The 20,422-nt window shown below is 68.0% G+C and carries 23 protein-coding genes; 9 read left to right on the top strand and 14 right to left on the bottom strand.

From position 1 onward, the window contains the following. Positions 1-109 precede the first annotated feature (109 nt). Genes panB through AC1RRF_RS05200 form a run of 4 tightly spaced genes read right to left on the bottom strand, consistent with a single transcriptional unit; the run spans position 110 to position 2,393 of the window. Positions 110-946, bottom strand: a complete 837-nt coding sequence (gene panB / locus AC1RRF_RS05215) for a 3-methyl-2-oxobutanoate hydroxymethyltransferase (RefSeq protein ID WP_492833400.1) — start codon at positions 944-946, stop codon at positions 110-112. Between the two features lie 59 nt (positions 947-1,005). Beyond that, positions 1,006-1,419 (bottom strand): hypothetical protein, encoded by a 414-nt coding sequence (locus tag AC1RRF_RS05210; protein WP_492833399.1) that lies wholly within the window; start codon positions 1,417-1,419, stop codon positions 1,006-1,008. Then, on the bottom strand, positions 1,409-1,963 hold the full coding sequence (locus AC1RRF_RS05205; protein WP_492833398.1) for an RNA polymerase sigma factor: 555 nt from the start codon (positions 1,961-1,963) through the stop codon (positions 1,409-1,411). Before AC1RRF_RS05205 ends, AC1RRF_RS05210 begins: the two co-directional genes overlap by 11 nt. A 25-nt stretch (positions 1,964-1,988) precedes the next feature. After that, positions 1,989-2,393, bottom strand: a complete 405-nt coding sequence (locus AC1RRF_RS05200; protein ID WP_492833397.1) for a DUF6249 domain-containing protein — start codon at positions 2,391-2,393, stop codon at positions 1,989-1,991. Between the two features lie 156 nt (positions 2,394-2,549). On the opposite strand from AC1RRF_RS05200, the gene AC1RRF_RS05195 reads away from it, so the two are divergent. Further along, positions 2,550-3,371, top strand: coding sequence for an endonuclease/exonuclease/phosphatase family protein (locus tag AC1RRF_RS05195; protein ID WP_492833396.1), 822 nt, complete (start codon positions 2,550-2,552; stop codon positions 3,369-3,371). On the opposite strand, the gene AC1RRF_RS05190 is transcribed toward AC1RRF_RS05195, so the two are convergent. Genes AC1RRF_RS05190 through AC1RRF_RS05180 form a run of 3 tightly spaced genes read right to left on the bottom strand, consistent with a single transcriptional unit; the run spans position 3,335 to position 4,619 of the window. Further along, a complete protein-coding gene (locus tag AC1RRF_RS05190; RefSeq protein ID WP_492833395.1) occupies positions 3,335-3,658 on the bottom strand; it encodes a hypothetical protein in 324 nt (107 codons plus the stop codon). The two genes, AC1RRF_RS05195 and AC1RRF_RS05190, sit on opposite strands and share 37 nt — an antisense overlap. Beyond that, positions 3,648-4,187: an RNA polymerase sigma factor gene (locus AC1RRF_RS05185; RefSeq protein WP_492833394.1), complete on the bottom strand. Its 540-nt coding sequence runs from the start codon at positions 4,185-4,187 to the stop codon at positions 3,648-3,650. The genes AC1RRF_RS05190 and AC1RRF_RS05185 overlap by 11 nt, the downstream gene beginning before the upstream one ends. A gap of 27 nt (positions 4,188-4,214) precedes the next feature. Next, the gene (locus tag AC1RRF_RS05180; protein ID WP_492833393.1) at positions 4,215-4,619 is read right to left on the bottom strand and encodes a hypothetical protein; all 405 of its coding nucleotides are present in this window, start codon (positions 4,617-4,619) and stop codon (positions 4,215-4,217) included. Positions 4,620-4,865: 246 nt separating this feature from the next. On the opposite strand from AC1RRF_RS05180, the gene AC1RRF_RS05175 reads away from it, so the two are divergent. Next, a complete protein-coding gene (locus tag AC1RRF_RS05175; protein WP_291838136.1) occupies positions 4,866-5,105 on the top strand; it encodes a DUF2188 domain-containing protein in 240 nt (79 codons plus the stop codon). Between the two features lie 147 nt (positions 5,106-5,252). Beyond that, positions 5,253-7,472 (top strand): glycoside hydrolase family 3 N-terminal domain-containing protein, encoded by a 2,220-nt coding sequence (locus AC1RRF_RS05170; protein WP_492833392.1) that lies wholly within the window; start codon positions 5,253-5,255, stop codon positions 7,470-7,472. On the opposite strand, the gene AC1RRF_RS05165 is transcribed toward AC1RRF_RS05170, so the two are convergent. Beyond that, positions 7,469-7,816 (bottom strand): arsenate reductase, encoded by a 348-nt coding sequence (locus AC1RRF_RS05165; RefSeq protein ID WP_492833391.1) that lies wholly within the window; start codon positions 7,814-7,816, stop codon positions 7,469-7,471. The two genes, AC1RRF_RS05170 and AC1RRF_RS05165, sit on opposite strands and share 4 nt — an antisense overlap. Before the next feature lie 84 nt (positions 7,817-7,900). Between AC1RRF_RS05165 and AC1RRF_RS05160 the strand changes: the two genes are divergently transcribed. After that, entirely contained in the window at positions 7,901-8,386 is a 486-nt protein-coding gene (locus AC1RRF_RS05160; protein WP_492833390.1) for a VOC family protein, read from the top strand. Here AC1RRF_RS05160 and AC1RRF_RS05155 read toward each other — a convergent pair. Then, entirely contained in the window at positions 8,383-9,606 is a 1,224-nt protein-coding gene (locus tag AC1RRF_RS05155; protein ID WP_492833389.1) for a patatin-like phospholipase family protein, read from the bottom strand. The two genes, AC1RRF_RS05160 and AC1RRF_RS05155, sit on opposite strands and share 4 nt — an antisense overlap. A 231-nt stretch (positions 9,607-9,837) precedes the next feature. On the opposite strand from AC1RRF_RS05155, the gene AC1RRF_RS05150 reads away from it, so the two are divergent. Further along, a complete protein-coding gene (locus AC1RRF_RS05150; protein WP_492833388.1) occupies positions 9,838-11,583 on the top strand; it encodes an amidohydrolase in 1,746 nt (581 codons plus the stop codon). On the opposite strand, the gene AC1RRF_RS05145 is transcribed toward AC1RRF_RS05150, so the two are convergent. Then, complete coding sequence (locus AC1RRF_RS05145; RefSeq protein WP_492833387.1) at positions 11,580-12,500, bottom strand: LysR substrate-binding domain-containing protein; 921 nt, start codon at positions 12,498-12,500, stop codon at positions 11,580-11,582. The genes AC1RRF_RS05150 and AC1RRF_RS05145 overlap by 4 nt on opposite strands. Before the next feature lie 117 nt (positions 12,501-12,617). On the opposite strand from AC1RRF_RS05145, the gene AC1RRF_RS05140 reads away from it, so the two are divergent. The 4 genes from AC1RRF_RS05140 (at position 12,618) to AC1RRF_RS05125 (ending at position 15,541) form a co-directional block, all read left to right on the top strand. Then, complete coding sequence (locus AC1RRF_RS05140) at positions 12,618-13,490, top strand: pirin family protein (protein WP_492833386.1); 873 nt, start codon at positions 12,618-12,620, stop codon at positions 13,488-13,490. A 70-nt stretch (positions 13,491-13,560) separates the two neighbouring features. Next, positions 13,561-14,457 (top strand): pirin family protein, encoded by an 897-nt coding sequence (locus AC1RRF_RS05135; protein WP_492833385.1) that lies wholly within the window; start codon positions 13,561-13,563, stop codon positions 14,455-14,457. Between the two features lie 13 nt (positions 14,458-14,470). Beyond that, complete coding sequence (locus tag AC1RRF_RS05130; RefSeq protein WP_492833384.1) at positions 14,471-14,869, top strand: OsmC family protein; 399 nt, start codon at positions 14,471-14,473, stop codon at positions 14,867-14,869. Positions 14,870-14,968: 99 nt separating this feature from the next. Next, positions 14,969-15,541 carry an NADPH-dependent FMN reductase gene (locus AC1RRF_RS05125; protein ID WP_492833383.1) on the top strand — a complete coding sequence of 191 codons (573 nt, stop codon included), beginning with the start codon at positions 14,969-14,971 and terminating at the stop codon, positions 15,539-15,541. 10 nt (positions 15,542-15,551) lie between these two features. Here the strand turns inward: AC1RRF_RS05125 and cysC are convergent, their stop codons facing one another. The 4 genes from cysC to gcvA all read right to left on the bottom strand — a co-directional run bounded on the left by cysC (position 15,552) and on the right by gcvA (position 20,330). Next, positions 15,552-17,426: an adenylyl-sulfate kinase gene (gene cysC, locus AC1RRF_RS05120; protein WP_492833382.1), complete on the bottom strand. Its 1,875-nt coding sequence runs from the start codon at positions 17,424-17,426 to the stop codon at positions 15,552-15,554. After that, positions 17,426-18,391, bottom strand: coding sequence for a sulfate adenylyltransferase subunit CysD (gene cysD, locus AC1RRF_RS05115; RefSeq protein WP_492833381.1), 966 nt, complete (start codon positions 18,389-18,391; stop codon positions 17,426-17,428). Before cysD ends, cysC begins: the two co-directional genes overlap by 1 nt. Positions 18,392-18,482: 91 nt before the next feature. Continuing rightward, positions 18,483-19,301: a ferredoxin--NADP reductase gene (locus tag AC1RRF_RS05110; protein ID WP_492833380.1), complete on the bottom strand. Its 819-nt coding sequence runs from the start codon at positions 19,299-19,301 to the stop codon at positions 18,483-18,485. Positions 19,302-19,400: 99 nt separating this feature from the next. Further along, on the bottom strand, positions 19,401-20,330 hold the full coding sequence (gene gcvA, locus AC1RRF_RS05105; RefSeq protein ID WP_492833379.1) for a transcriptional regulator GcvA: 930 nt from the start codon (positions 20,328-20,330) through the stop codon (positions 19,401-19,403). Between the last annotated feature and the right edge of the window lie 92 nt (positions 20,331-20,422).

Here is a 20,422-nt window from a genome sequence, read left to right as displayed (position 1 = left end):
ATCCAAAAAAAGGTCCAGACTAATCTGGAGCCCGTTCGGGCGGCGGAACCGAAGTCCACTTCCGCCTAACGGGCTCTAGAGGGTCAGATCGCCCCCGGCAACGCAGCCTTCACTGCGAAACCGGCTTTTTGGAGAAGTAGGTCTCGACTTCGGCAGGAAAACGGCGGGTCCGGACGTCCTGCGCATAGGCTCCCACGGCCCGGTCGATCTCGCCGCGCAGATCGGCGTAGCGGCGGACGAATTTCGGGGTCCAGTCGAACAGGCCCAGCATGTCGGGGACGACCAGGATCTGGCCGTCGCAGGCCGCCGAAGCGCCGATCCCGATGGTGGGCTTGTCGATGGCTTCGGTGATGTCGCGCGCCAGCCCCTCGGCGACGCCCTCGATCACCACGGCGAAGGCGCCGGCGTCGGCGGTGGCTTCAGCCTCGGCGATCACGCGCAGGCGCTCTTCCTCGGTCTTGCCCTTGGCCTTGAAGGCGCCGTCGGTCAGCACAGCCTGGGGCCGCAGGCCGACGTGGCCCATCACCGGGATGCCGCGCTGGACCAGATAGGCGATGGTCTCCGCCACCGTCGGCCCGCTTTCCAGCTTCACGCCCTGGGCGCCCGTTTCCTTCATGACGCGGGCGCAGTTGTCGTAAGCCTGCTCCTTGGCGCCCTCGTAGCTGCCGAACGGCATGTCGATGACGACCATGGCCCGCTTCGAGCCGCGCATGACCGCCTGGCCGTGCAGGATCATCATTTCGAGCGTGACGCCGACGGTGTTGGGCATGCCGTGCACCACCATGCCGACGCTGTCGCCGACCAGCAGGACGTCGCAGTGGGCGTCGAGGATTTCAGCGGTCGGCGCGTCGTAGGCGGTCAGGCAGACCAGCGGCTCGCCGCCCTTGCGGGCCCGGATGTCCGGCGCGGCGAGACGGCGGACGGTTTCCTGCTTCTGGCTGGACATCGGGAGAGGCTCCGGTTCGGGGAGCCCCCTAGATAGGCTCCCCAAGCCACACCGTCACGTCACACTTCCTGCGACAGACGAACCACGCCCGCCGCGGCGGCGGCGATCAAAGCTCCGGCGGCGATCCAGAACATCTGCATGCCGCTCATGGAGCCGAACGCCATATTGCCGAGACCGACCTGGTCGAGGCCGGATTGGATCGCCGTCTGGGCGTTGAAGGAGACCGCCTCGAGTCCCTGCATGCCTGTCGCCGCCGAGCCGCCGCCTTCGCCCAGGTTGACGTTGACCGAGACCACCTCACGAACGGCGACGACGGCGCCGGCCAGGCCGGCCAGGCCCAGGACCAGGACCCGCACGCGCGAGCCCTTCTGCATCCGTTGTTCCACCTGGGCCGTGAACAGCGCGGCGTCAGGCATCGTCGGCGTCCGGGCGAACAGACGCTCGATCGCGGGATCGAACTCATCAGCCGACATGCTGTGTTCTCCCCAGGGTTTGAGCGGGTTGGAGCCGCGCGCGGAGTTTATCCAGACCACGTTTGACATGAGACTTCACCGTACCGAGTGGCAAATTCAGGGCCGTCGCGATCTCCGGATGAGCCATTCCCGCGCCGTGGCACAGGGAGACGCACAGCCGTTCCGGCTCGCTCAGGGTCTTGAGGGCTTCGTCGAGATCCATCAGCCCGCCTGGATCTGGCGCGGCGACAGTCTCTTCCGTTTCGATTTCAGCGACATATCGGGCCTCCTTGGCGACGCGCTTGAGATAGAGCCGCGCCGCGATCCGCTTTACCCAGGCGGCGAAGGTGCCTTCGCCGCGAAACTCGGAGCAGCGCTCAAAGGCCTGAATGAAGGCGTCCTGCGCCACGTCGTCCGCCAGCGAGGGCTGGGCCCCCATCCGGCGCAGCAGGGCGCGGACGGCGGAGCCGTGCCGGCGAACGAGTTCGCCGAACTCCTGACGTCCGCCCGCCGCCGCGAGGGCGGCGAGCTCGACGTCATGTCGGTCGACTAGGGCCTGGGCCATGTGTTTTCCCCCGTCCCGAGCCGACTCAGTCCTTGTTCTTGTTGAAGAAGCTCAGGGCGATGAAGGCTAGGCCGATGGTGATCGGGATGGCGGAGATGCCCAGCATGCCCGTATCGAAGTGATTGCCGTCCCAGTCGTCGCCGAAGCTGGCTCCGGTGATCGCGCCAAAGGCGGCGAGGCCGATGCCGACGGCCAGCCAGATGATGCCGCGGCGAATGTCCTTGGTGCGCGACGGCAGGTTCTTGGAGACATCCTTGGTCATCGCTTCGATGACTTCGGGCGGCATGTCCTGGCCCTTGTCGATGGCACGGCGCAGGGTCTCCTGCATCTCGCGGCGCTCACGGCTTCTGAGCCAGTTCGGGCCCACGACGATGGCGGTCAGCGAGCCGAAGACGGCGAAGATCGCGAAGATCGGAATGAAGTCTTCCATCGAATATCCCCTTTATCCTTGTGGACCGAAGCGTGACGTTTCGGCCTTCTGAGAACAAGAGGCGCCGGGAGGTCCTTACAGATGCGAAGTTTCGGGTGAAACTTTCGTAAGGCTGATGAAACCGGTTACAACGCCGCAAAAGGGAGAGGATTCGCCATGATCGACCGTCGCACCCTGCTGGCCGGAATGGCCGCCGTTCCGGCCGCGGCCGCCGTCACGGGTTGCGCCGCCCTGCCCGCCCCTGGCGCGTCGCGCCCGCTGAAGCTGGTCACGTTCAACATCTGGCACAATCAGGGCGACTGGGCCGCGCGCCAGCCCTTGCTGATCGAGGCCATCCGCGCCGCCGACGCCGACGTCATCGCCCTGCAGGAGGTGTTGGAGGACGCCAACGTCGGCCTGCCCAACCAGGCGCGGACGCTGGCCGACGCCCTGGGCGGCTACGAGATGCATTTCGTCTCTACCGACGCGGAAGGCGCCCCGCGCCGCTACGGCAACGCCGTCCTCAGCCGCCTGCCGGTGCTCACGCATGATTCGCGGAAGCTGGAACCGCTGGACGACTACCGCACCGCCCTGCGGGTGCGGGTCGATCTGAACGGCAAGGCCATCGACATCGTCGATACCCACCTGGCTTGGCAGGCGGACGCCCAGGCGATCCGGGCGCGCCAGATCGGCGATCTGCTGGGCTGGCTGCCGCACGACGGGACGCCGCTGATCGTCATGGGCGACTTCAACGCCGTGCAGGAGGACGCGGGGCTGAATGTATTGACCGGCGAGCGCTTCTTCAGCGCCCTGCCCCGCGGTTCCGTCCCGACCACGCTCAATCCGGCCAAGGGCCATCCGAACCGGGTGATCGACCACATCTTCGTCGAGGCCACGCATTTCGCGCCGGGTTCATGGTCGCTGCTGGGCGATACGCCGATGAACGGGGAATACCCGTCCGATCACTTCGGCGTGGCGGCGACCGTCACCGTGCGCTGAAGCACGCCGGTCAGCCACAGGCCCATGCCTCCGGCGACCACGGCGCCGGCGAGGATCAGGGCCACGGGCTGGATCAGCGGCACCAGCTCTCCCGACACGGTCTCCAGCATTGGATGCAGGGCCCACAGGACGATGCCGGACACCACCAGCCACGGCAGCAGGGCGGCGACCGTCAGCCAAGCCCGGCGCCGCGCGATCCGCTCGGCGATTTCGACCTCGAACCCATAGTCACGCCGGGGCTGAGCTTCGGCGGCGAACAGGGCGGCGAGTTTCTGTTCAGGCGTCATCGGGACCTCCGAGCGCTTTCAGCAGGCGCGCCCGTCCGCGCGCAACATGGGACTTCACCGTGCCTAGAGGCAAGCCCAACGCCTCCGAGGCCTCTCCGTGCGACCAGCCGTCGCCCAGGCACAAGGCCACGCAGGCGCGCACGTCGGCCGGCAGTTCGGCCATGGCCGCCTGAAGCGCGATCTTCTCCTCCGCCGATACGCCCGCCGGGGTCTCGACCGTTTCCAGCCAGCCCGAATCGCGCGCCGCGCCGCGCCGGGCGCTGCGGATCCGGTCCTGCGCCTTGCGCCAGGCGATCCCACAGAGCCAGGACCGCACGCCCGTCGGATCCTTGAGGCTGCGCAACGACGCCCAGCCGGCGACGAAGGCCTCCTGGGCCACGTCGTCCGCTTCGGCCCAGCCACTGCCCAGGAAGCGGCGCAGGAAGGCGCGCACCGCCGCCTGGTGCCGCTCGACCAGCCGGGAAAAGGCCACGTCCGAACCGGCGAGCGCGCGGCTCACCAGTTCGGCGTCGGTCAGGGCGCCCTGCACGGTTCAACGTCCCCCCGGCTCGGTCCCTCACCGATTCTGGCGACAGGTCAGGGCGCTGATCAGGGCCCAGATCGCCACCGCGCCCATGGTGAAGGCGACCACGGTGAAAGCGCCCGTGTCGCCGTCCATATCGGTGAGCAGGCTCGCGCCGAAGAAGCCCAGCGCCAAGGTCGTGAACAGGCCGAACAGCGACCAGTAGTTGGTCGGCTGGCGGTTGCCCGGAGACCTGCCGTCCCAGCCTTCTTCGTCCAGCGGACGCTGCAGGACCTTCAGCAACGCCTCAGGCGGCTCCTGCCCCTTTTCCGCATAGGTGCGCAGCAGGTTCAGCGCGTCCCGCTGCCGGCGATAGCCGAGGTAGCTGTTGTAGGCGCCCGTCAGGCCGAAGCCGACCACCAGCAGCAGCCACCAGTATTGCCGGAAAAGATCTTCCATCGTGGTCATCCCCGTTTGGCTGAGGTCTCGCCCCCGCGTTTCATTCCGTAGTCGGCGCTGATCCCTCCCGCGGATGCAACAGCCTAAAATTACTTCAGCCGACAGTCGTGAGGCTCGACACCGGCGCATCCACGGTCAAGGTGTAGGCGAACCGCGTGCGTCAGCGTACGTTCCCGCAACCGTGTCGCCGCCGCTGCGTTGGCTGTCGCGACGCCAGACATCCCTCCCCCGGCCCGGAGTCCTGCCATGGTCCAGATCACCTACCGCATCGTCGAACACGACGGAGGCTGGGCCTACAAGCTCGGGGACACCTATTCCGAAACCTACCCCGATCACGACTCTGCCCGGGCCGCCGCCGTGGCCGTGTCACGCGAGCAAAAGGTGTCGGATGAGGACGCCTTCATCGAGTATGAAGACACCAACGGACGCTGGATCACCGAACGGGCGGACGGCCACGACCGTCCGGACGCCGACGTCGAGGGCTGATCCGCCGCAACCGGTTGTGATCGCTTCGGGGTAGGCGCGGCCCAGCATGGCCGCTAGTCCTGCGCCAAATTTGATGGAACCGGTTACATGCATCACCGACTCGGCTCAGCACCGTCCCGTCGATGGCTTCTCGCCGGAGGCGCTCTTATGGCTGGAATGATGATGGCTCCCCGTATCGCTGCCGCGCAGGCGCAGGCAAATCTCTCCCGTGTCGACGCCCTGATCGCTCGCATGACGATCGAGGAGAAGGCCGGGCAACTGAACCTGATGAACGACCCGTTCCGCTGGCGGCCGGAGGGGGTGAACCCCGGCGACGCCCTGGACACGGACCAGTCCCAGACGGCCGCGGACATCCGCGCGGGGCGGATCGGCGCCCTGTTCAACGGCGTCGGCGCCGCGAGCACGCGCTATGTGCAGGACATGGCCGTGCGCGAGAGCCGGCTGGGCATTCCCCTGCTGTTCGCCGCCGACATCATCCACGGCCTGAAGACAACCTTCCCCGTGCCGCTGGGCGAGGCCGCGAGCTGGGATATGGACCTGGCCGAGCGTACCGCCCGCGCGGCGGCGGTCGAGGGCGGCGCCGCGGGCGTGCACCAGACGTATGCTCCCATGGTCGACGTGGCCCGCGACCAGCGCTGGGGCCGGGTCGTCGAGGGCGCGGGCGAGGACGTGCTGCTGAACAACATGTTCGCCGTGGCGCGGACCAAGGGCTTCCAGGGCGACGACCTGACCGCCTGGTCCTCGTTGCTGGCCACGCCCAAGCATTTCGCCGCCTACGGCGCCGCCGAAGCGGGCATGGACTACAACTCCACCGACATGAGCGAACTGGCGCTGCGCTCCATCTATCTGCCGCCGTTCAAGGCTTCGCTCGACGCGGGCGCCCTGTCGGTGATGAGCGCCTTCAACGACCTGAACGGCGTGCCCACCAGCGGCAACAAATGGCTGCTGACCGACATCCTGCATGGCGAGTGGGGCTTCGCGGGTTTCGTGGTCTCCGACTACACCTCCGAGCAGGAGCTGGTCGCCCACGGCTACGCCGCTGACGGTCGTGACGCGGCGCGCCTGGCCCTGATGGCCGGCGTCGACATGTCGATGAAGAGCGGCCTGTTCGTCAAACACATCCCCGGCCTGGTCCAGGCGGGCGACGTGCCGATCGAACGCGTCGATCAGGCCGTTCGCCGGGTGCTGATGACCAAGGCCGCCCTGGGCCTGTTCGACGATCCCTATCGCGGCACGGACGTGCGCACCGAGCGCCGCGTCACCGGCAGCCGGGAGCATCTGGCGCTCGCCCGCGAAGCCGGACGCAAGTCGATCGTCATGCTGAAGAACGACGGCGGCGTCCTGCCCCTGCCCAAGGCCGGCAAGCGCATCGCCCTGATCGGCCCGTTCGGCGCGGACAAGGCCGATATCTTCGGTCCGTGGTCAGTGTTCAAGGATACCCGGTTGGCCGTATCGCTGGAGGACGGCGTGCGGGCCGCGCTCGGCGAGGACGCGACCCTGACGGTGGTGAAGGGCTCGGATGTCGAGGCCCCCATCGCCGGCGGCATCGAGGCGGCGGTCACCGTCGCGTCCGAGGCCGATGTGATCCTGCTGGCCGTCGGCGAGTCGAGCGAGATGTCGGCGGAATCGAAGTCGCGCGTCGACATCGGCATTCCCGCCGCCCAACTCGCCCTGGCCGAAGCCGTCGCCGCCACGGGCAAGCCGGTCGTCGTCCTGCTGCGCAATGGGCGCGGCATGGAGCTGTCGGGCGCGATCCGCGACGCGCAGGCGATCCTGGTCACCTGGTTCCTGGGCTCGGAGACCGGGCACGCCGTCGCCGACGTGCTGTTCGGCGACCACGCCCCGGTCGGCCGCCTACCGGTCAGCTTCCCCTTCGCCTCGGGCCAGTCGCCCTTCTATTACGCCCACAAGTCGACCGGCCGCCCATCGCGTCCGACCGACCGCGAATTCACCTCGAAATTCCGCGAGGTCCCGCACGCGGCCCTCTATCCGTTCGGCCATGGCCTCAGCTATTCGCCGGTCGGCTATTCGCCCGTGCGCCTGTCGTCGCCGACCGTGACCCGGGACGGGTCGGTCATCGCCTCGGTCACCCTGACCAACGGCGGCGAGCATGACGCCTCGGAAGTGGTGCAGCTCTACATCCGCGACCGCGTGGCCTCGATCACCCAGCCGGTGCGCCTGCTCAAGGCCTTCGAGCGGGTCACGGTCCCGGCGGGCGGCAGCGTGGAGGTCTCGATCTCCCTGCCGACTTCGGACCTGTCGTTCCTCGGCGCGGACCTGCGCCCGACCCTGGAGCCGGGGCTGTTCGACGTCTGGCTGGCGCCCGACGCCCAATCGGGCGAGCCGGCGCAGCTCACGCTCGTTTAGGCGAATACGGCCGCGTAAATCTCGGGCTTGAAGCCCACGGTCGTGTGGCCGTCCACGTCCAGCACCGGACGCTTGATCATCGACGGATTGGCCAGCATCAGGCCGACGGCCTTGTCCGCGCTCAGGTCCGCCTTGTCCTCGAGCGGCAGGGCGCGGAAGGTCGTGCCGGCCCGGTTCAGCACGATCTCCCAGCCGTGCGCCGCGACCCAGCCGCCCAGCGTCTCGCGGTCGATCCCGGCCTTCTTGTAGTCGTGGAAGGCGTAGGCGACGCCGTGCTGATCCAGCCAGACGCGGGCCTTCTTGACCGTGTCGCAGTTGGGAATGCCGTAGAGCGTCGGGATCATGGTTTGGCCTCAAACGTTTCAGCCGGGTCTGCCGCACCCCGCCGCGGCTCGCAAGGTCCCGTCCGCACATCCGGAGAAGCGCCCATGACCGCCCCCCGTCAGAAGATCATCCCCTGCCTCTGGTTCGAAAAGCAGGCCGAGGAGGCGGCGCGGTTCTACGTCTCCCTGCTGCCCGACTCCCGCATCGACGAGGTCCAGACCGCGCCCGGCGACTATCCCAGCGGCCAGGCGGGCGACGTGCTGCTGGTCGAGTTCACCCTGGCGGGATCGCGCTACACGGCGCTGAACGGCGGGCCGGAGTTCCGGTTCAACGAGGCCATCTCGCTGCAGATCGAATGTGAGGACCAGGCCGAGGTCGACCGCCTGTGGGACGCCCTGTCCGCCGTGCCGGAAGCCGAACAATGCGGATGGGTCAAGGACCGCTACGGCCTGTCGTGGCAGATCGTGCCCCGCCGGCTGAACGAACTTTTCAGCGATGGCGACCCCGAGCAGAGGCAGCGCGTCTTCGCCGCCATGATGCAGATGCAGAAGCTGAACATCGCCGCGCTGGAGGCCGCGGCGAACGGCTAGCCGCCCGGCGGGACGGTGACCGTCGGCGCCGGCGCCGGTTCGGCCGTCAGCTCGGCCGCGGGCGTGACCCAAGCTTCTCCGGCCGCGGCGCGAGCCCGACCCAGCTCGAAGGTGCGGGTCATGGCGTCGTGATCGAATTTCAGACTGGAGGCCTCCGCATCGGCCGGGATCGACGCCACCCGGAAGGTCACCCCGTTGCGGGCCGCGAAGGCCGCGTTGGCGGCCAGGTGGGTGCGGGTGCTCGCCTTGCTCATGCTCTCATAGGCGCGCGCCAGGATGGCCGACAGACGGCCGCGCACCACCTGGGTCGTGCGTCCGGTCTGGCCGTTGATCAGCACATAGATCGAGGCCCGTTCCGAACCCGGCACCCGCTGGGCGCCGGCCAGCAGGGTTTCGGGCACGCCCAGGAAGGGCATGTTGATGCCGCCGTCGGCGTGCATCTCCTCGACGATCTGGTCCCCCTGCAGGCCCGCGATCATCACCGGCGGAAAGACGCCCGGAATGCTGGCCGACGCGATCAGCACCTCGCGGAACAGCAGCAGGGCCTGCTCGTCCCCCTGCGTCGCCAGTTGCCCCATGTCCCAGACAATCGATTCCTGGGTATCCAGATTGGTCGTCACGACCAGCAGCCGGCGTCCCTTGGCGTGCTCGGCGGCGATCTGGCGCAACAACTCCGGCGTGACGTTCTGGTCGACCAGCCGCCGCAGGGGCGCGGCGCTGAACAGGCTGGGCCCGGTCAATCCTGCCAAGGCGCGCGGGCTCAGCAGGCCGTCGGCCCCGCCGCCGGTATAGGCGTCGCGCAGTTCGTCGTCCCATCCCGAGCCGAGGAAGGCGAAGGGCGCGGCCAGGGCGCCGGTGCTGATGCCGGTGACGATATCGAACTGCGGACGGGTTCCCGTCTCGCTCCAGCCGACCAGGACGCCCGCGCCGAAGGCTCCGTTGGCGCCGCCGCCGGAGAGGGCGAGCACGGCTCCGGTCGCATGCGGCGTGGCCAGCCGCTGGGTGAACAGGGCGATGAGTTCATTGACCCGGACCTGATCCCCGGGCCGGATGCGCGGATCAACGGTGCGCGACACCGACGCATCCAGCGCCCGCACCGGCAGGGGATCAAACCGCGTGACGGCGCCGCAGCCCGACAGCAGGACCGCCGCCATCAGCGCGCCCGTCAGAGCCGGCCGCCGAGCGGACGTCCGGCGCGGATCAACACGATCTTGGGTCATCTCTCTCTCCGCCACGCCCGATATTCGCCAACACAATCCGCAACCGCCACCGTTGTTGCGTGAGGCCGAACGGAACCGCCGTCCGGACAGGAGTCTTCAGACTACAAGTGCGACGTAGACCACTTCGGAGAACACGTCAGTTTTCAGGACCAACCTGGGGGGAAGCCGCGCCTGTCTGGACCGGCGGCTACATCAATCTGATCGCCAATGACTGAGCGGAACGAGGCGTCCATGACCCTGATCCTTCCCCCGTCCAGCCGCCGCAGCCTGCTCGCCGGAGCGGGCGCCCTGGCGGGGTCCGCATTGTTGGGGCCCAGCGCCGCCGTGGCTCGGACCACGCGGTCCTCGTCGGACATGATCTTCACCGGCGGGCCGATCCTGACGATGGAGGACGCCGCGCCGACCGCCGAGGCGGTGGCCGTGCGCAACGGCGTCATTGTCGCCGTAGGCTCGTTGGACGCGGCGCATGCGGCGGTGGGCCGAGGCGCCCGGACGGTGGATCTGGACGGCCGCACCCTGCTGCCCGGCTTCTTCGATCCGCACGGCCATGTCTCCATGGTCGGTCTGCAGGCGCGCTACGCCAATCTGCTGCCCGCACCCGACGGTCAGGGCGACGACATCCCCGCCCTCCAGCGCATCACCCGCGACTGGATGAACGCCCACGAACAGCTCGTCCGCGACACCCAGCTGGTCATCGGCTTCGGCTACGACGATTCCCAGTTGAAGGAGCGTCGCCATCCGACCGGCAGAGAGCTGGACGCCATTTCCGACAGCGTGCCGATCCTGTTCATGCACCAGTCCGGTCACCTGGGCGTGGCCAACAGTGCTGCGCTGTCGGCGGCGGGCGTGACCGCCTCGACGTCCGATCCCGACGGCGGCGCCTTCCGCCGGGAAGAGGGTTCGCAGCAGCCCAACGGGGTCATGGAGGAAACCGCCCTGTTCGCCGTCATGGGCGCCCTGTTCACCCGTCTGGACCTTCAGGCCAACCTCGAGATGATCCGCGAGGGCGCGCGCTTCTATTCCAGCTTCGGCTACACCACAGCCCAGGACGGACGCTCCTCGACCGACACCTGCCGCATGATCGCCATGCTGGCCGAGCGCGGCGAACTGCCCATCGACATCCTGTCCTTCCCTGACATCCTGACCTCGACCGACGTCATGGCGACGCCGCTGTATCGCAAGACCTATGTCGGCAAGTACCGCATCGGCGGGGTCAAGCTGACGCTCGACGGCTCCCCTCAGGGCAAGACGGCCTGGTTGTCCCAGCCCTACTACATCCCGCCCGAGGGCAAGCCCGCCTCCTATCGCGGCTATCCCGCCGTGACCGAGCAACAGGCGCTGGACGCCATCGACCTGGCCTTCAGGAACGACTGGCAGATCGAGGTCCACGCCAACGGCGACGCCGCCATCGACCTGCTGATCGGCGCGGTGCGTGAGGCGACAAACAGGCACGGCGCCAAGGACCGCCGCCCGGTCCTGATCCACGGCCAGACCACGCGGATGGATCAACTGGATGAGCTGAAGGCGCTGGGCATCGTCCCGTCCCTCTTCCCCATGCACACCTTCTACTGGGGCGACTACCATAGGGACTCGGTGCTGGGACCGCGCCGGGCCGAGACCATCTCGCCCTGCCATTCGGCGGTGCGCCGCGGGATGCGCTTCACCACCCACCACGACGCGCCCGTGGCCAATCCCGACTCGATGCGCGTGCTGTCCGCCACCGTCACCCGCCGCACCCGCTCGGGCGACATCCTCGGCCCTGACGAATGCGTGCCGGTCGACATCGCCCTGAAGGCCATGACCCTGTGGGCGGCCTGGCAGCACTATGAGGACGACAGGAAGGGGTCGCTCGCCGTCGGCAAGCTGGCCGACCTGACCCTGCTGGGCGACAATCCCATGACCGTTGATCCCGACAAGCTGGCCCAGATCAGGGTGCAGACCACCTACAAGGAAGGCCGCGAGGTGTGGCGGCGCTAAATACGGACGTCGTCGTGGACCCGCTGCGCCGCGCATCCCTCGACCAGGAAGTCCAGCAGCAGGCGCACCGACGGCAACAGTCCCCGCCGCGACGGGAAGACCGCATGCGCTATCCAGGGCTTGGGCCGCCAATCGGGGAAGAGATCGATCAACCGCCCTTCCTCCAGGTCCCGGCTCACGGTCACGGTCGGCAGCAGGACCACGCCCACCCCGTGCAGGGCGCCCTCGTGCAGCATATGCAGGTCGTCCGTCACCAGACGCGGCGCATGGCGGACCGAGGCCGTCATCCCATCCTTGTGATTCAGGGCCCACACGTGGTCGCGGTTCGCCGGACCGAAGTCCAGGCTGGGCCAATCCGCCAGATCCGCCGGACCGGACGGCGTCGTGAACCGCGCCATCAACTCAGGCGAGGCGACCAGACGGTGCACGCTCTCATCCAGCTTGCGCATGACCAGGTCGGTCTGCTCCAGCGGCGGCTCGCGCACGCGGATGGCCAGGTCGAAGCCCTCGCCGATGACGTCGACCCGGCGGCTGGTGCTGTGCAGATGCACCTCGACCTCGGGATAGAGGGCCATGAACTCGGCGATCAGCGCGCCCATCTGATAGGTCAGCAGCCCGGGTACGCAGGCCACGCGGACCACCCCGCGCGGCTGGGCGGTGACGCTGTCGATCACCGCCTGGGCCGCCTCGGCCTCGACCAGCATGGCCAGGCAGTGCTGGTAATAGGCCTGACCGATCTCGGTGACCGAGAATTTGCGTGACGAGCGGTGGATCAACCGGGCGCCCAACTGATCCTCCAGCGCGGCGATGCGCCGGCTCAGCTTGGACTTCTGCATCCCCAGCGCCCGCGCGGCCGGAGCGAAGCCGCCGTGGTCCACCACCTGGACGAAATAATAGAGGTCGTTGAGATCCCGCATCGTTCTATTGATAGGACGCTCCGGCGCGATTTCGCAATCTATCCCGATCAGCGTTGCCGGATCATATGGATCTCAGCGCGATCGGCGAGGTCCGATCGCCCGCAAGGAGATCAAGTCATGAAGAAGGTTCTGGGACGTTACGGCAATGATCGCGGCCACTGGGTCGGCGACGGCTTCCCTGTGCGGTCGCTGTTCTCCTATGACGCCGCCGGCAAGCAGGTCACGCCCTTCCTGCTGCTCGACTACGCTGGTCCGCACAATTTCGAGCCTACGACCGCGCGACGCGGCGTGGGCCAGCATCCCCATCGCGGCTTCGAGACCGTGACGATCGTCTATGACGGCGAGGTCGAGCACCGCGACTCCACCGGCCAGGGCGGCGTCATCGGTCCCGGCGACGTGCAGTGGATGACGGCGGGCGGCGGCATCCTACATGAGGAGTTCCATTCGCCCGCCTTTGCGCGGACGGGCGGCCCCTTCCGCATGGTGCAGCTGTGGGTCAACCTGCCGGCCAAGGACAAGATGGCGCGGCCCGGCTATCAGTCGATCCTCAACGCCGACATTCCGACCGTCGCCCTGCCCGACAATGCCGGCACGGCCCGGATCATCGCCGGCGCCATGGACGCGACCAAGGGCCCGGCCAGCACCTTCACCCCCATCAACGTATGGGACGTGCGGCTGAACCGGGACGCCGAGACCACGCTGGATCTGCCGGAAGGCCACACGGCCATCGTGGTGGTCCTGTCGGGCCATGTCACGGTCAACGGCGATCAGCCCGCCGGCGCCGCCGAGGCCCTGCTGCTGGACCGAAAGGGCGACAGCGTCACCTTAAAGGCCGACGCGGACGCCGTTCTGCTGGTGCTGACTGGCGAGCCGATCGACGAACCCATCGTCGGCTACGGCCCGTTCGTGATGAACAGCAAGGATGAAATTCGTCAGGCGATCACCGACTTCAACAGCGGTCGCTTCGGGGCCATTCCCGCCGCTGCCTGATCCCTCCCCCAAGGCCCGGTCTTCGGACCGGGCCGCACCTTGTTTCCCGTCCCACAGAGAAGGGTCTCCGATGATTGAGATGATAATCGACCAGCGCCGCAAAGACCTCGGCGGGTTCGAGGTGGGCCGTGTCCTACCCTATGCGAAACGCCGGGCAGTCGGCCCGTTCGTCTTCTTCGACCATATGGGTCCGGTCGACATGCCCGCCGGCGTTCCCAAGACGGTGGACGTGCGCCCCCACCCCCACATCGGCATCTCGACCCTGACCTATCTGTTCTCCGGCGAGATCACCCACCGCGACAGCCTGGGCGTCCAGCAGGACATCCGCCCGGCCGAGGTCAACTGGATGACGGCCGGCAGCGGCGTCACCCACTCCGAACGCTTCGAGCGCGCCCGTCGCGAAGGCGCTCTGCTGGAAGGCATCCAGGCCTGGGTCGCCCTGCCCAACGGCCAGGAAGAAGTCGATCCCTCGTTCCAGCACGTTCCCACCGCGGACCTGCCGACCTGGCGCGAGGACGGGGTCAAGGGCCGACTGGCGGCGGGCGAGACCATGGGCATGAAGGCTGGTGTCAGCACCTTCTCGCCCCTGCACTACCTGCATCTGGAGCTTGAGCCAGGCGCGCGTTTCCAGACCCCGACCGATCATTCCGAAAGCGCGGTCTATGTCGTCTCCGGCCTGATCGAGGTGGACGACGGCCGCCCGCTCGGCCACGGCCAGATGGCGGTGCTGGAAAGGGGCGTGGCCTCGGTTCTCTGCGCACTGGAGCCCTCGACCGTCATGGTGTTGGGCGGCGAGCCGGTCGGCGAACGCTTCATCGACTGGAATTTCGTCTCTTCATCTAAGGACCGCCTCGAACAGGCCAAGGCCGACTGGCGCGCCGGACGGATGAAGCTGCCTGACATGGACGACCAGGAATTCATCCCCCTGCCGCCCGAACCGGCGGCGCCCGCCAACCCCATGTCCTGATCGGAACCGTCCCATGGCCATCGCCCACGCCCATATCGGAACCGCCCACTACCTGACCTCGATCAGGACGGGCGGCGAGTTGAAGCACGCCCTGACCGCCGACGAGCCGGAACGCCTGGGCGGGGCCGATGCGGGACCCGCACCGTTCGACCTGCTGGTTTCGGCGCTCGGCGCCTGCACCGCCATCACCCTGACCATGTACGCCGAAAAGAAGGGCTGGCCGCTGGAGGGACTGGACGTCCATCTGGAATACCTGGGCGCAGAGACCCCGCCGCGCATCGAGCGAATTCTGATCCCCGCTGGCCCGCTGGACGACGCCCAGCGTGCGCGCCTCGCCGACGTGGCCGAACGCACTCCGGTGACGCTGGCCATCAAGAACGGCGTGCCGGTGCATACCAGCCTGCAGCCCTGAAGCCCGGTCACGGAAGGCGTGCACCCCAAGCCGGCGCTCGCGCATTGAGACATCGGTGAGCGCACCGGGCGGACGACGGTTCAGGGGAAGGATGGAGTCATGACCACCTACAAGGTCGGTTATCTGATCGGCAGCCTCGCCGCCCAGTCCATCAACCGAAAACTGGCCCGGGCGCTGATCCGTCTGGCGCCGGAGAGCCTGGAATTCCACGAGATCGCGTTCCGCGACCTGGCCATCTACAGCTACGACTACGACGCCGACTATCCGCCGGAGGCGCGCGCCTTCAAGGCCGCCATCAAGCGCTCGGACGCGATCCTGTTCGTGACGCCGGAGTACAATCGCTCCATCCCCGGCGGCCTGAAGAACGCCATCGACTGGGCCAGCCGCCCCTATGGCTCGAACGCCTTCGCCCGAAAGCCCGCGGCGGTGATCGGAACCTCGCCCGGCGCCATCGGCACGGCGGTGGCCCAGCAGAGCCTGCGCAGCGTGCTGGGCTTCCTGCAGGCCCCGCAGATGAATGCGCCCGAGGCCTATATCCAGTTCACGCCCGGCCTGATCACCGACGATGGCGAGGTGACGGTGGCTTCGACCGAGGCCTTCCTGAGGAAATACATGGCCGAGTTCCACACCTTCATCGAACGGGTGCTGACGGTTCTGCCGCGCGAGGACTGACGGTGCAGGATCAGGCGGTTGGAATCCACCGTCGATCTTCGAGCAACGCGATGATCTTGTCGGCGGCCGTCTCTGGAATGACCGCGAGCGTATCGACGACCAGGTCCGGATCGGACGGCGGTTCGTAGGACGAGCCGACGCCGGTCAGATCGACAATGACGCCGGCGTCGGCGCGGGCGTACAGGCCCTTGGGATCGCGTGCGCGGCAGGCGTCCAGGGGCGCATCGACGAAGATTTCGAGGAAACCGTTCGCGGGGAGCCGGTCCCGGACGGCCTGACGCGCGGTGACGCTGGGCGAGACGAAGGCGCACAGACTGATCACGCCGCCCTCGGCGAAGAGTCGCGCCACCTCCCCTGCGCGGCGGACATTCTCGGCCCGATCCTCCGGCGAGAAACCCAGATCCCGGTTCAGGCCGTGACGCAGATTGTCGCCATCCAGCAGAACCGTCCGTATACCCCGCCCATGCAGCTTGCGCTCCAGGGCCGTGGCGATGGTCGACTTGCCCGAGCCGGGCAGCCCGGTCAGCCAGATGGCGCCGCCTTCGTGGCCGTTCAGGCGAGACCGGTCGCGCCGCGAGACGGCCTCGGCGGTCGGATAGATGTGTCCGGCCTGGCCCAGCGCGGCCCGGGCCACCCCGGCCGCAGCGACGGCGCCGGTCTCTCGGTCGATCAGGACAAAGGCGCCCATGGCGGGATCGTCCGTGAACGGATCGAAGGCGATCGGCGCAGGCAGACCCAGTTCGGCGGTGGCGATCTCGTTGAGGTTCAGCCCCGCATCGTCCCCCGCCTCAGCGTCGGCCAGCACGACCTTGACCGGCGAGGTTCGGCCTCCGATGCGGATCCTGTAGGCGCGGTCGGGAGCGAAGGACCGGTCGTCCATCCACAGCAGGCTGGCCGAGAACCGGTCCACCGAGGTCGGCCGCGCATGAGGCAGGGCCAGGACGTCGCCCCGGGCCACGTCCACCTCCTCCTTCAGCACCAGCGTCACCGCATCACCGGCCTCGGCCGAGGTCCGGTCGCCTTCCCAGGTCACGATGCGCGAGACGGTCGCCGTCTTGCCCGACGGACTGACGACGATCTGGTCGCCCGCGCGGACCCGCCCGGAGGCCACCGTTCCGGCGTAGCCTCGGAACGCGTGATCTGGGCGATTGACGTACTGCACCAGGAAACGGAACGGCCGCGACCGGCGGTTGTCCTCGACCGGCAGGCCTTCAAGCGCCTCGATCAGCGTCGCCCCCTCGAACCACGACAGCTCGGGCGAGCGCCGCACGACATTGTCGCCCTGCCGCGCGCTGATCGGCACGGCGGTCACGGACCGGAAGGCCAACCCCGCCGCGAAGGCGGCGTAGTCGGTGGCGATGGCGTCGAAGACTGCGGGGTCGTAGTCGACCAGGTCGATCTTGTTCACCGCCAGGATGACGTGCCGGATTCCGAACAGGGAAACGATGCGGCTGTGACGTTCGGTCTGGGCCGTCACGCCCCGGGTCGCATCGACCAGAATGACGGCCGCGTCGCAGCCGGACGCTCCCGTCGCCATGTTGCGCGTGTACTGCTCATGGCCGGGCGTGTCGGCGACGATGAAGTTGCGGCGGGCCGTCGAGAAATAGCGATGCGCCACGTCGATGGTGATGCCCTGTTCCCGCTCGGCCTCGAGACCGTCTAGAAGCAAGGCGAAATCCAGAGCATCGCCTGCCGTGCCGAAGCGGCGGCTGTCGCGCGCGAGCGCGGCCAGCTGGTCGTCCGCGACCTGGCCGGTGTCGTGCAGCAGGCGGCCGATCAGGGTGGACTTGCCGTCATCGACCGAACCGCAGGTCAGGAACCGCAGGTGATCTCGCGTCGCGGGGTCGGGGATGGTTCCAGACAGAGGCACGACTTCACCGTCCATCAGAAATACCCCTCGCGCTTCTTGCGCTCCATGGAGGCGGTCTCGTCGGCATCGATCAACCGCCCCTGACGCTCGGAGGCGCGGCTGGACCGCAGTTCCGCGATGACGTCATCGATGTCCGCGGCGTCCGACTCGACGGCGGCCGAGAGCGGGTAGCAGCCGAGTGAGCGGAAGCGCACGCGGCGCAGGTGCGGGACCTCGCCGGCCCGCAACGGCAGGCGTTCGTCGTCGCGCACGATCAGCGCCCCGTCGCGCTCGACGACCGGCCGCGGGGCGGAGAAATAGAGGGGCACGACCGGGATCGCTTCAATCCGCGTGTATTCCCAGACGTCGAGCTCGGTCCAGTTCGACAGCGGGAAGACCCGCAGGGATTCGCCGGGCTGAAGGGCCGAGTTCCACAGCTTCCACAGTTCGGGTTTCTGACGGCGCGGATCCCAGGTGTGGCCGGGGCCGCGCACCGAGAAGATCCGCTCCTTGGCCCGGCTTTTCTCCTCGTCCCGTCGGGCGCCGCCGAAGGCCACGTCGAAGCCGTGCAGGTCCAGCGCCTGTTTGAGCGCGTCGGTCTTCATGACCTGGGTGTGCAACGACGAGCCCGAGGCGACGGGGCTGACGCCGCGTTCCAACCCATCCTGGTTGACGTGGACCAGCAGGCGAACGCCATAGGTCTCGGCGACCGTATCCCGATGCCGGATCATGTCGCGGAACTTCCAGGTCGTGTCGACGTGAAGCAGCGGGAACGGCGGCGGAGCCGGATAGAAGGCCTTGGCCGCGAGGTGCAGCAGCACGCCGGAGTCCTTGCCGATCGAATACAGCATCACCGGATTGCGCGCCGTGGCGGCGACCTCTCGGAAGATCTCGATGGCCTCAGCTTCCAGACGCCGCAGGTGAGGCGACAGCCGTCCGATCGGCGCCAAGGGCGCGGTCGGCGTGTCGGTGGGACAGATGAGTGGTGCGGCAAGAGTCATGGAAGCCTCGTGGATGCTCTACCCAAACTCCACCCACGCGGCTCAGGTCGAACGATTTGATCTGGGCGGCGCCAATAGACTTTCTTACACATCACCCGACGAAGGCCCGCTCCAGGACATAGTCCCCGGGGGCCGCGTTCGAACCCTCCGTGAAACCCGCCCGCTCCAGCAGGGTCGCCACATCGCGGATCATGGCCGTGGATCCGCACAGCATCGCGCGATCGGTCGCGGGGTCGAAGCCGCCGAGGGCCAGATCGGAGAACAGCGCGCCGTCCTCGATGCGGCGGGTGATCCGTCCCGGCCGGTCAAACGGTTCGCGCGTGACGGTGGGGTAGTAGAACAGCCGTCCCAGAGCGAGGTCGCCGATCAGGGGATCGTCGAAAACATCGCGCGTCAGGAAGGTCCGATAGGCCAGATCCTGCACCTGCCGGACGGTGTGAGTCACGACGACCTGGTCGAACCGCGCCCAGGTTTCCGGGTCACGCAGCACACTCAACCAGGGCGCCAGGCCGGTCCCGCCGGCGATCAGGAACAGTCGCCGGCCGGGGGTCAAGGCGTCCAGCACCAGGGTGCCCGTGGGCTTTCGACCCAGCAGGATTCTGTCTCCGGCGGCCAGCCGTCCGAGCCTTGAAGTCAGGGGCCCGTCCGGGACCTGGATGGAGAAGAACTCCAGCTCGTCCGACCAGCCAGGGCTGGCGATCGAATAGGCCCGGAGCGTCGGCTTGCCCGCGCCGTCTTCGGCCGGGAGCCCCAGCATGACGAACTCTCCGGAGCGGAACCGGAAGCTCTCGGGCCGTTCGACCGCGAAACTGAACAAGCGGTCCGTCCAGCGGCGGGTCCACAGGATGCGGGGCTCATGCCAGGCGGAGGCCGCGGCGACGGGACGAGCGGGGGCGAGGGTTTCGGTCATGGCGATCCTTCGAGCAGGATCTCGCCCATAGGAGACCGCATCGCCGAAGCGCGAACGACTTCTTCTGCCGTCATGGGGCAGAAAAACTGCGACCAGCGCCTAGAGTTGATCCAGGCCGGTGTCGTGGAACGCCGCCTGCTTCTTCAGCCAGTCGGTGAAGGCCTTGGCGCTCGGAGACAGCGGCCGGTCCTTCGGATGCACGACGTGATAGGCGAAACCGACGACCGCTCCGCCGTCGTGGAAGGGCGCGATCAGGCGGCCCGCCGCCAGGTCCGCCTGGGCCAGGGTGCGCTTGGCCAGGGCGACGCCGCGCCCCGCGACCGCCGCCTCGATCAGCATGGCGGACTGGTTGAACCGGGAGCCTCGCCGTGCGTCGCCGTGGCGAACACCGCGCGCCATCAGCCACATCGGCCAGTCCGGTCGACCGGGATCCCCGTCGCCCGACATGTCGTGCAGCAGCACATGATGAGCCAGGTCCGCCGGCGTCCGGATCGCATTCGGCCGCTGCATCAGCGATGGCGCGCAGACCGGAAGGACGCTCTCGATCAAGAGCCGTTCGGCCACATGGCCCGGATAATCCCCGGGGCCGTAGCGGATCGCCAGATCGACCTGGCCCTGATCGAAGGCGACCGGCTCCATGTCGGCCGACACCCAGACCTCGATCTCGGGATGAAGCGCGTGGAAATCGTCCATGCGGGGCATCAGCCATTTGGAGGCGAACGAGGGCGCGACGCTGATCGAGACCTGGCGACGACGCGGCGGCTCGCGCATGAGGGCCGAGGCGTCGCGCAATCGGTCCAGCCCTTCGGCCACCAGAGGCATCGACGAGCGGCCCAGATCGGTCAGCTGCAGCCCCTTGGCCTCGCGCTTGAACAGCGGGGCGCGAATGATCTCCTCGAGTTGGCGGATTTGCTGGCTGACGGCGCCGGGCGTGACCGCCAGCTCCTCCGCCGCGCGCGAAAAGCTCAGGTGTCGCGCGGCGCTCTCGAAGACGCGCAGGGCGTTCAGGGGTAACAGGGTTCGGGCCATCACTGATAGAAAACCTAATAGATCGACAAAGACAATCTCGTTTGTTGCGCAGCATCGCCGGACCTAGGGCTGGGGTGGAAGCTCGGCCGTCA

It is taken from the genome of Brevundimonas sp. GW821-FHT12C05, assembly GCF_058807475.1.
Note: the sequence above shows the minus strand (reverse complement) of the source record. Positions and strands in the feature narration are given on the sequence as shown.

Bases quoted from the DNA above. Each gene is read 5' to 3' on its own strand.
- panB (WP_492833400.1), bottom strand. From the start codon at position 946: ATGTCCAGCCAGAAGCAGGAAACCGTCCGCCGTCTCGCCGCGCCGGAC.
- AC1RRF_RS05145 (WP_492833387.1), bottom strand. From the start codon at position 12,500: ATGCGGGATCTCAACGACCTCTATTATTTCGTCCAGGTGGTGGACCAC.
- AC1RRF_RS05210 (WP_492833399.1), bottom strand. From the start codon at position 1,419: ATGTCGGCTGATGAGTTCGATCCCGCGATCGAGCGTCTGTTCGCCCGG.
- AC1RRF_RS05130 (WP_492833384.1), top strand. From the start codon at position 14,471: ATGGCCATCGCCCACGCCCATATCGGAACCGCCCACTACCTGACCTCG.
- AC1RRF_RS05200 (WP_492833397.1), bottom strand. From the start codon at position 2,393: ATGGAAGACTTCATTCCGATCTTCGCGATCTTCGCCGTCTTCGGCTCG.
- AC1RRF_RS05175 (WP_291838136.1), top strand. From the start codon at position 4,866: ATGGTCCAGATCACCTACCGCATCGTCGAACACGACGGAGGCTGGGCC.
- AC1RRF_RS05165 (WP_492833391.1), bottom strand. From the start codon at position 7,816: ATGATCCCGACGCTCTACGGCATTCCCAACTGCGACACGGTCAAGAAG.
- gcvA (WP_492833379.1), bottom strand. From the start codon at position 20,330: ATGGCCCGAACCCTGTTACCCCTGAACGCCCTGCGCGTCTTCGAGAGC.
- AC1RRF_RS05195 (WP_492833396.1), top strand. From the start codon at position 2,550: ATGATCGACCGTCGCACCCTGCTGGCCGGAATGGCCGCCGTTCCGGCC.
- AC1RRF_RS05180 (WP_492833393.1), bottom strand. From the start codon at position 4,619: ATGGAAGATCTTTTCCGGCAATACTGGTGGCTGCTGCTGGTGGTCGGC.
- AC1RRF_RS05150 (WP_492833388.1), top strand. From the start codon at position 9,838: ATGACCCTGATCCTTCCCCCGTCCAGCCGCCGCAGCCTGCTCGCCGGA.
- AC1RRF_RS05190 (WP_492833395.1), bottom strand. From the start codon at position 3,658: ATGACGCCTGAACAGAAACTCGCCGCCCTGTTCGCCGCCGAAGCTCAG.
- AC1RRF_RS05110 (WP_492833380.1), bottom strand. From the start codon at position 19,301: ATGACCGAAACCCTCGCCCCCGCTCGTCCCGTCGCCGCGGCCTCCGCC.
- cysD (WP_492833381.1), bottom strand. From the start codon at position 18,391: ATGACTCTTGCCGCACCACTCATCTGTCCCACCGACACGCCGACCGCG.
- AC1RRF_RS05160 (WP_492833390.1), top strand. From the start codon at position 7,901: ATGACCGCCCCCCGTCAGAAGATCATCCCCTGCCTCTGGTTCGAAAAG.
- AC1RRF_RS05140 (WP_492833386.1), top strand. From the start codon at position 12,618: ATGAAGAAGGTTCTGGGACGTTACGGCAATGATCGCGGCCACTGGGTC.
- cysC (WP_492833382.1), bottom strand. From the start codon at position 17,426: ATGGACGGTGAAGTCGTGCCTCTGTCTGGAACCATCCCCGACCCCGCG.
- AC1RRF_RS05155 (WP_492833389.1), bottom strand. From the start codon at position 9,606: ATGACCCAAGATCGTGTTGATCCGCGCCGGACGTCCGCTCGGCGGCCG.
- AC1RRF_RS05170 (WP_492833392.1), top strand. From the start codon at position 5,253: ATGGCTGGAATGATGATGGCTCCCCGTATCGCTGCCGCGCAGGCGCAG.
- AC1RRF_RS05135 (WP_492833385.1), top strand. From the start codon at position 13,561: ATGATTGAGATGATAATCGACCAGCGCCGCAAAGACCTCGGCGGGTTC.
- AC1RRF_RS05125 (WP_492833383.1), top strand. From the start codon at position 14,969: ATGACCACCTACAAGGTCGGTTATCTGATCGGCAGCCTCGCCGCCCAG.
- AC1RRF_RS05205 (WP_492833398.1), bottom strand. From the start codon at position 1,963: ATGGCCCAGGCCCTAGTCGACCGACATGACGTCGAGCTCGCCGCCCTC.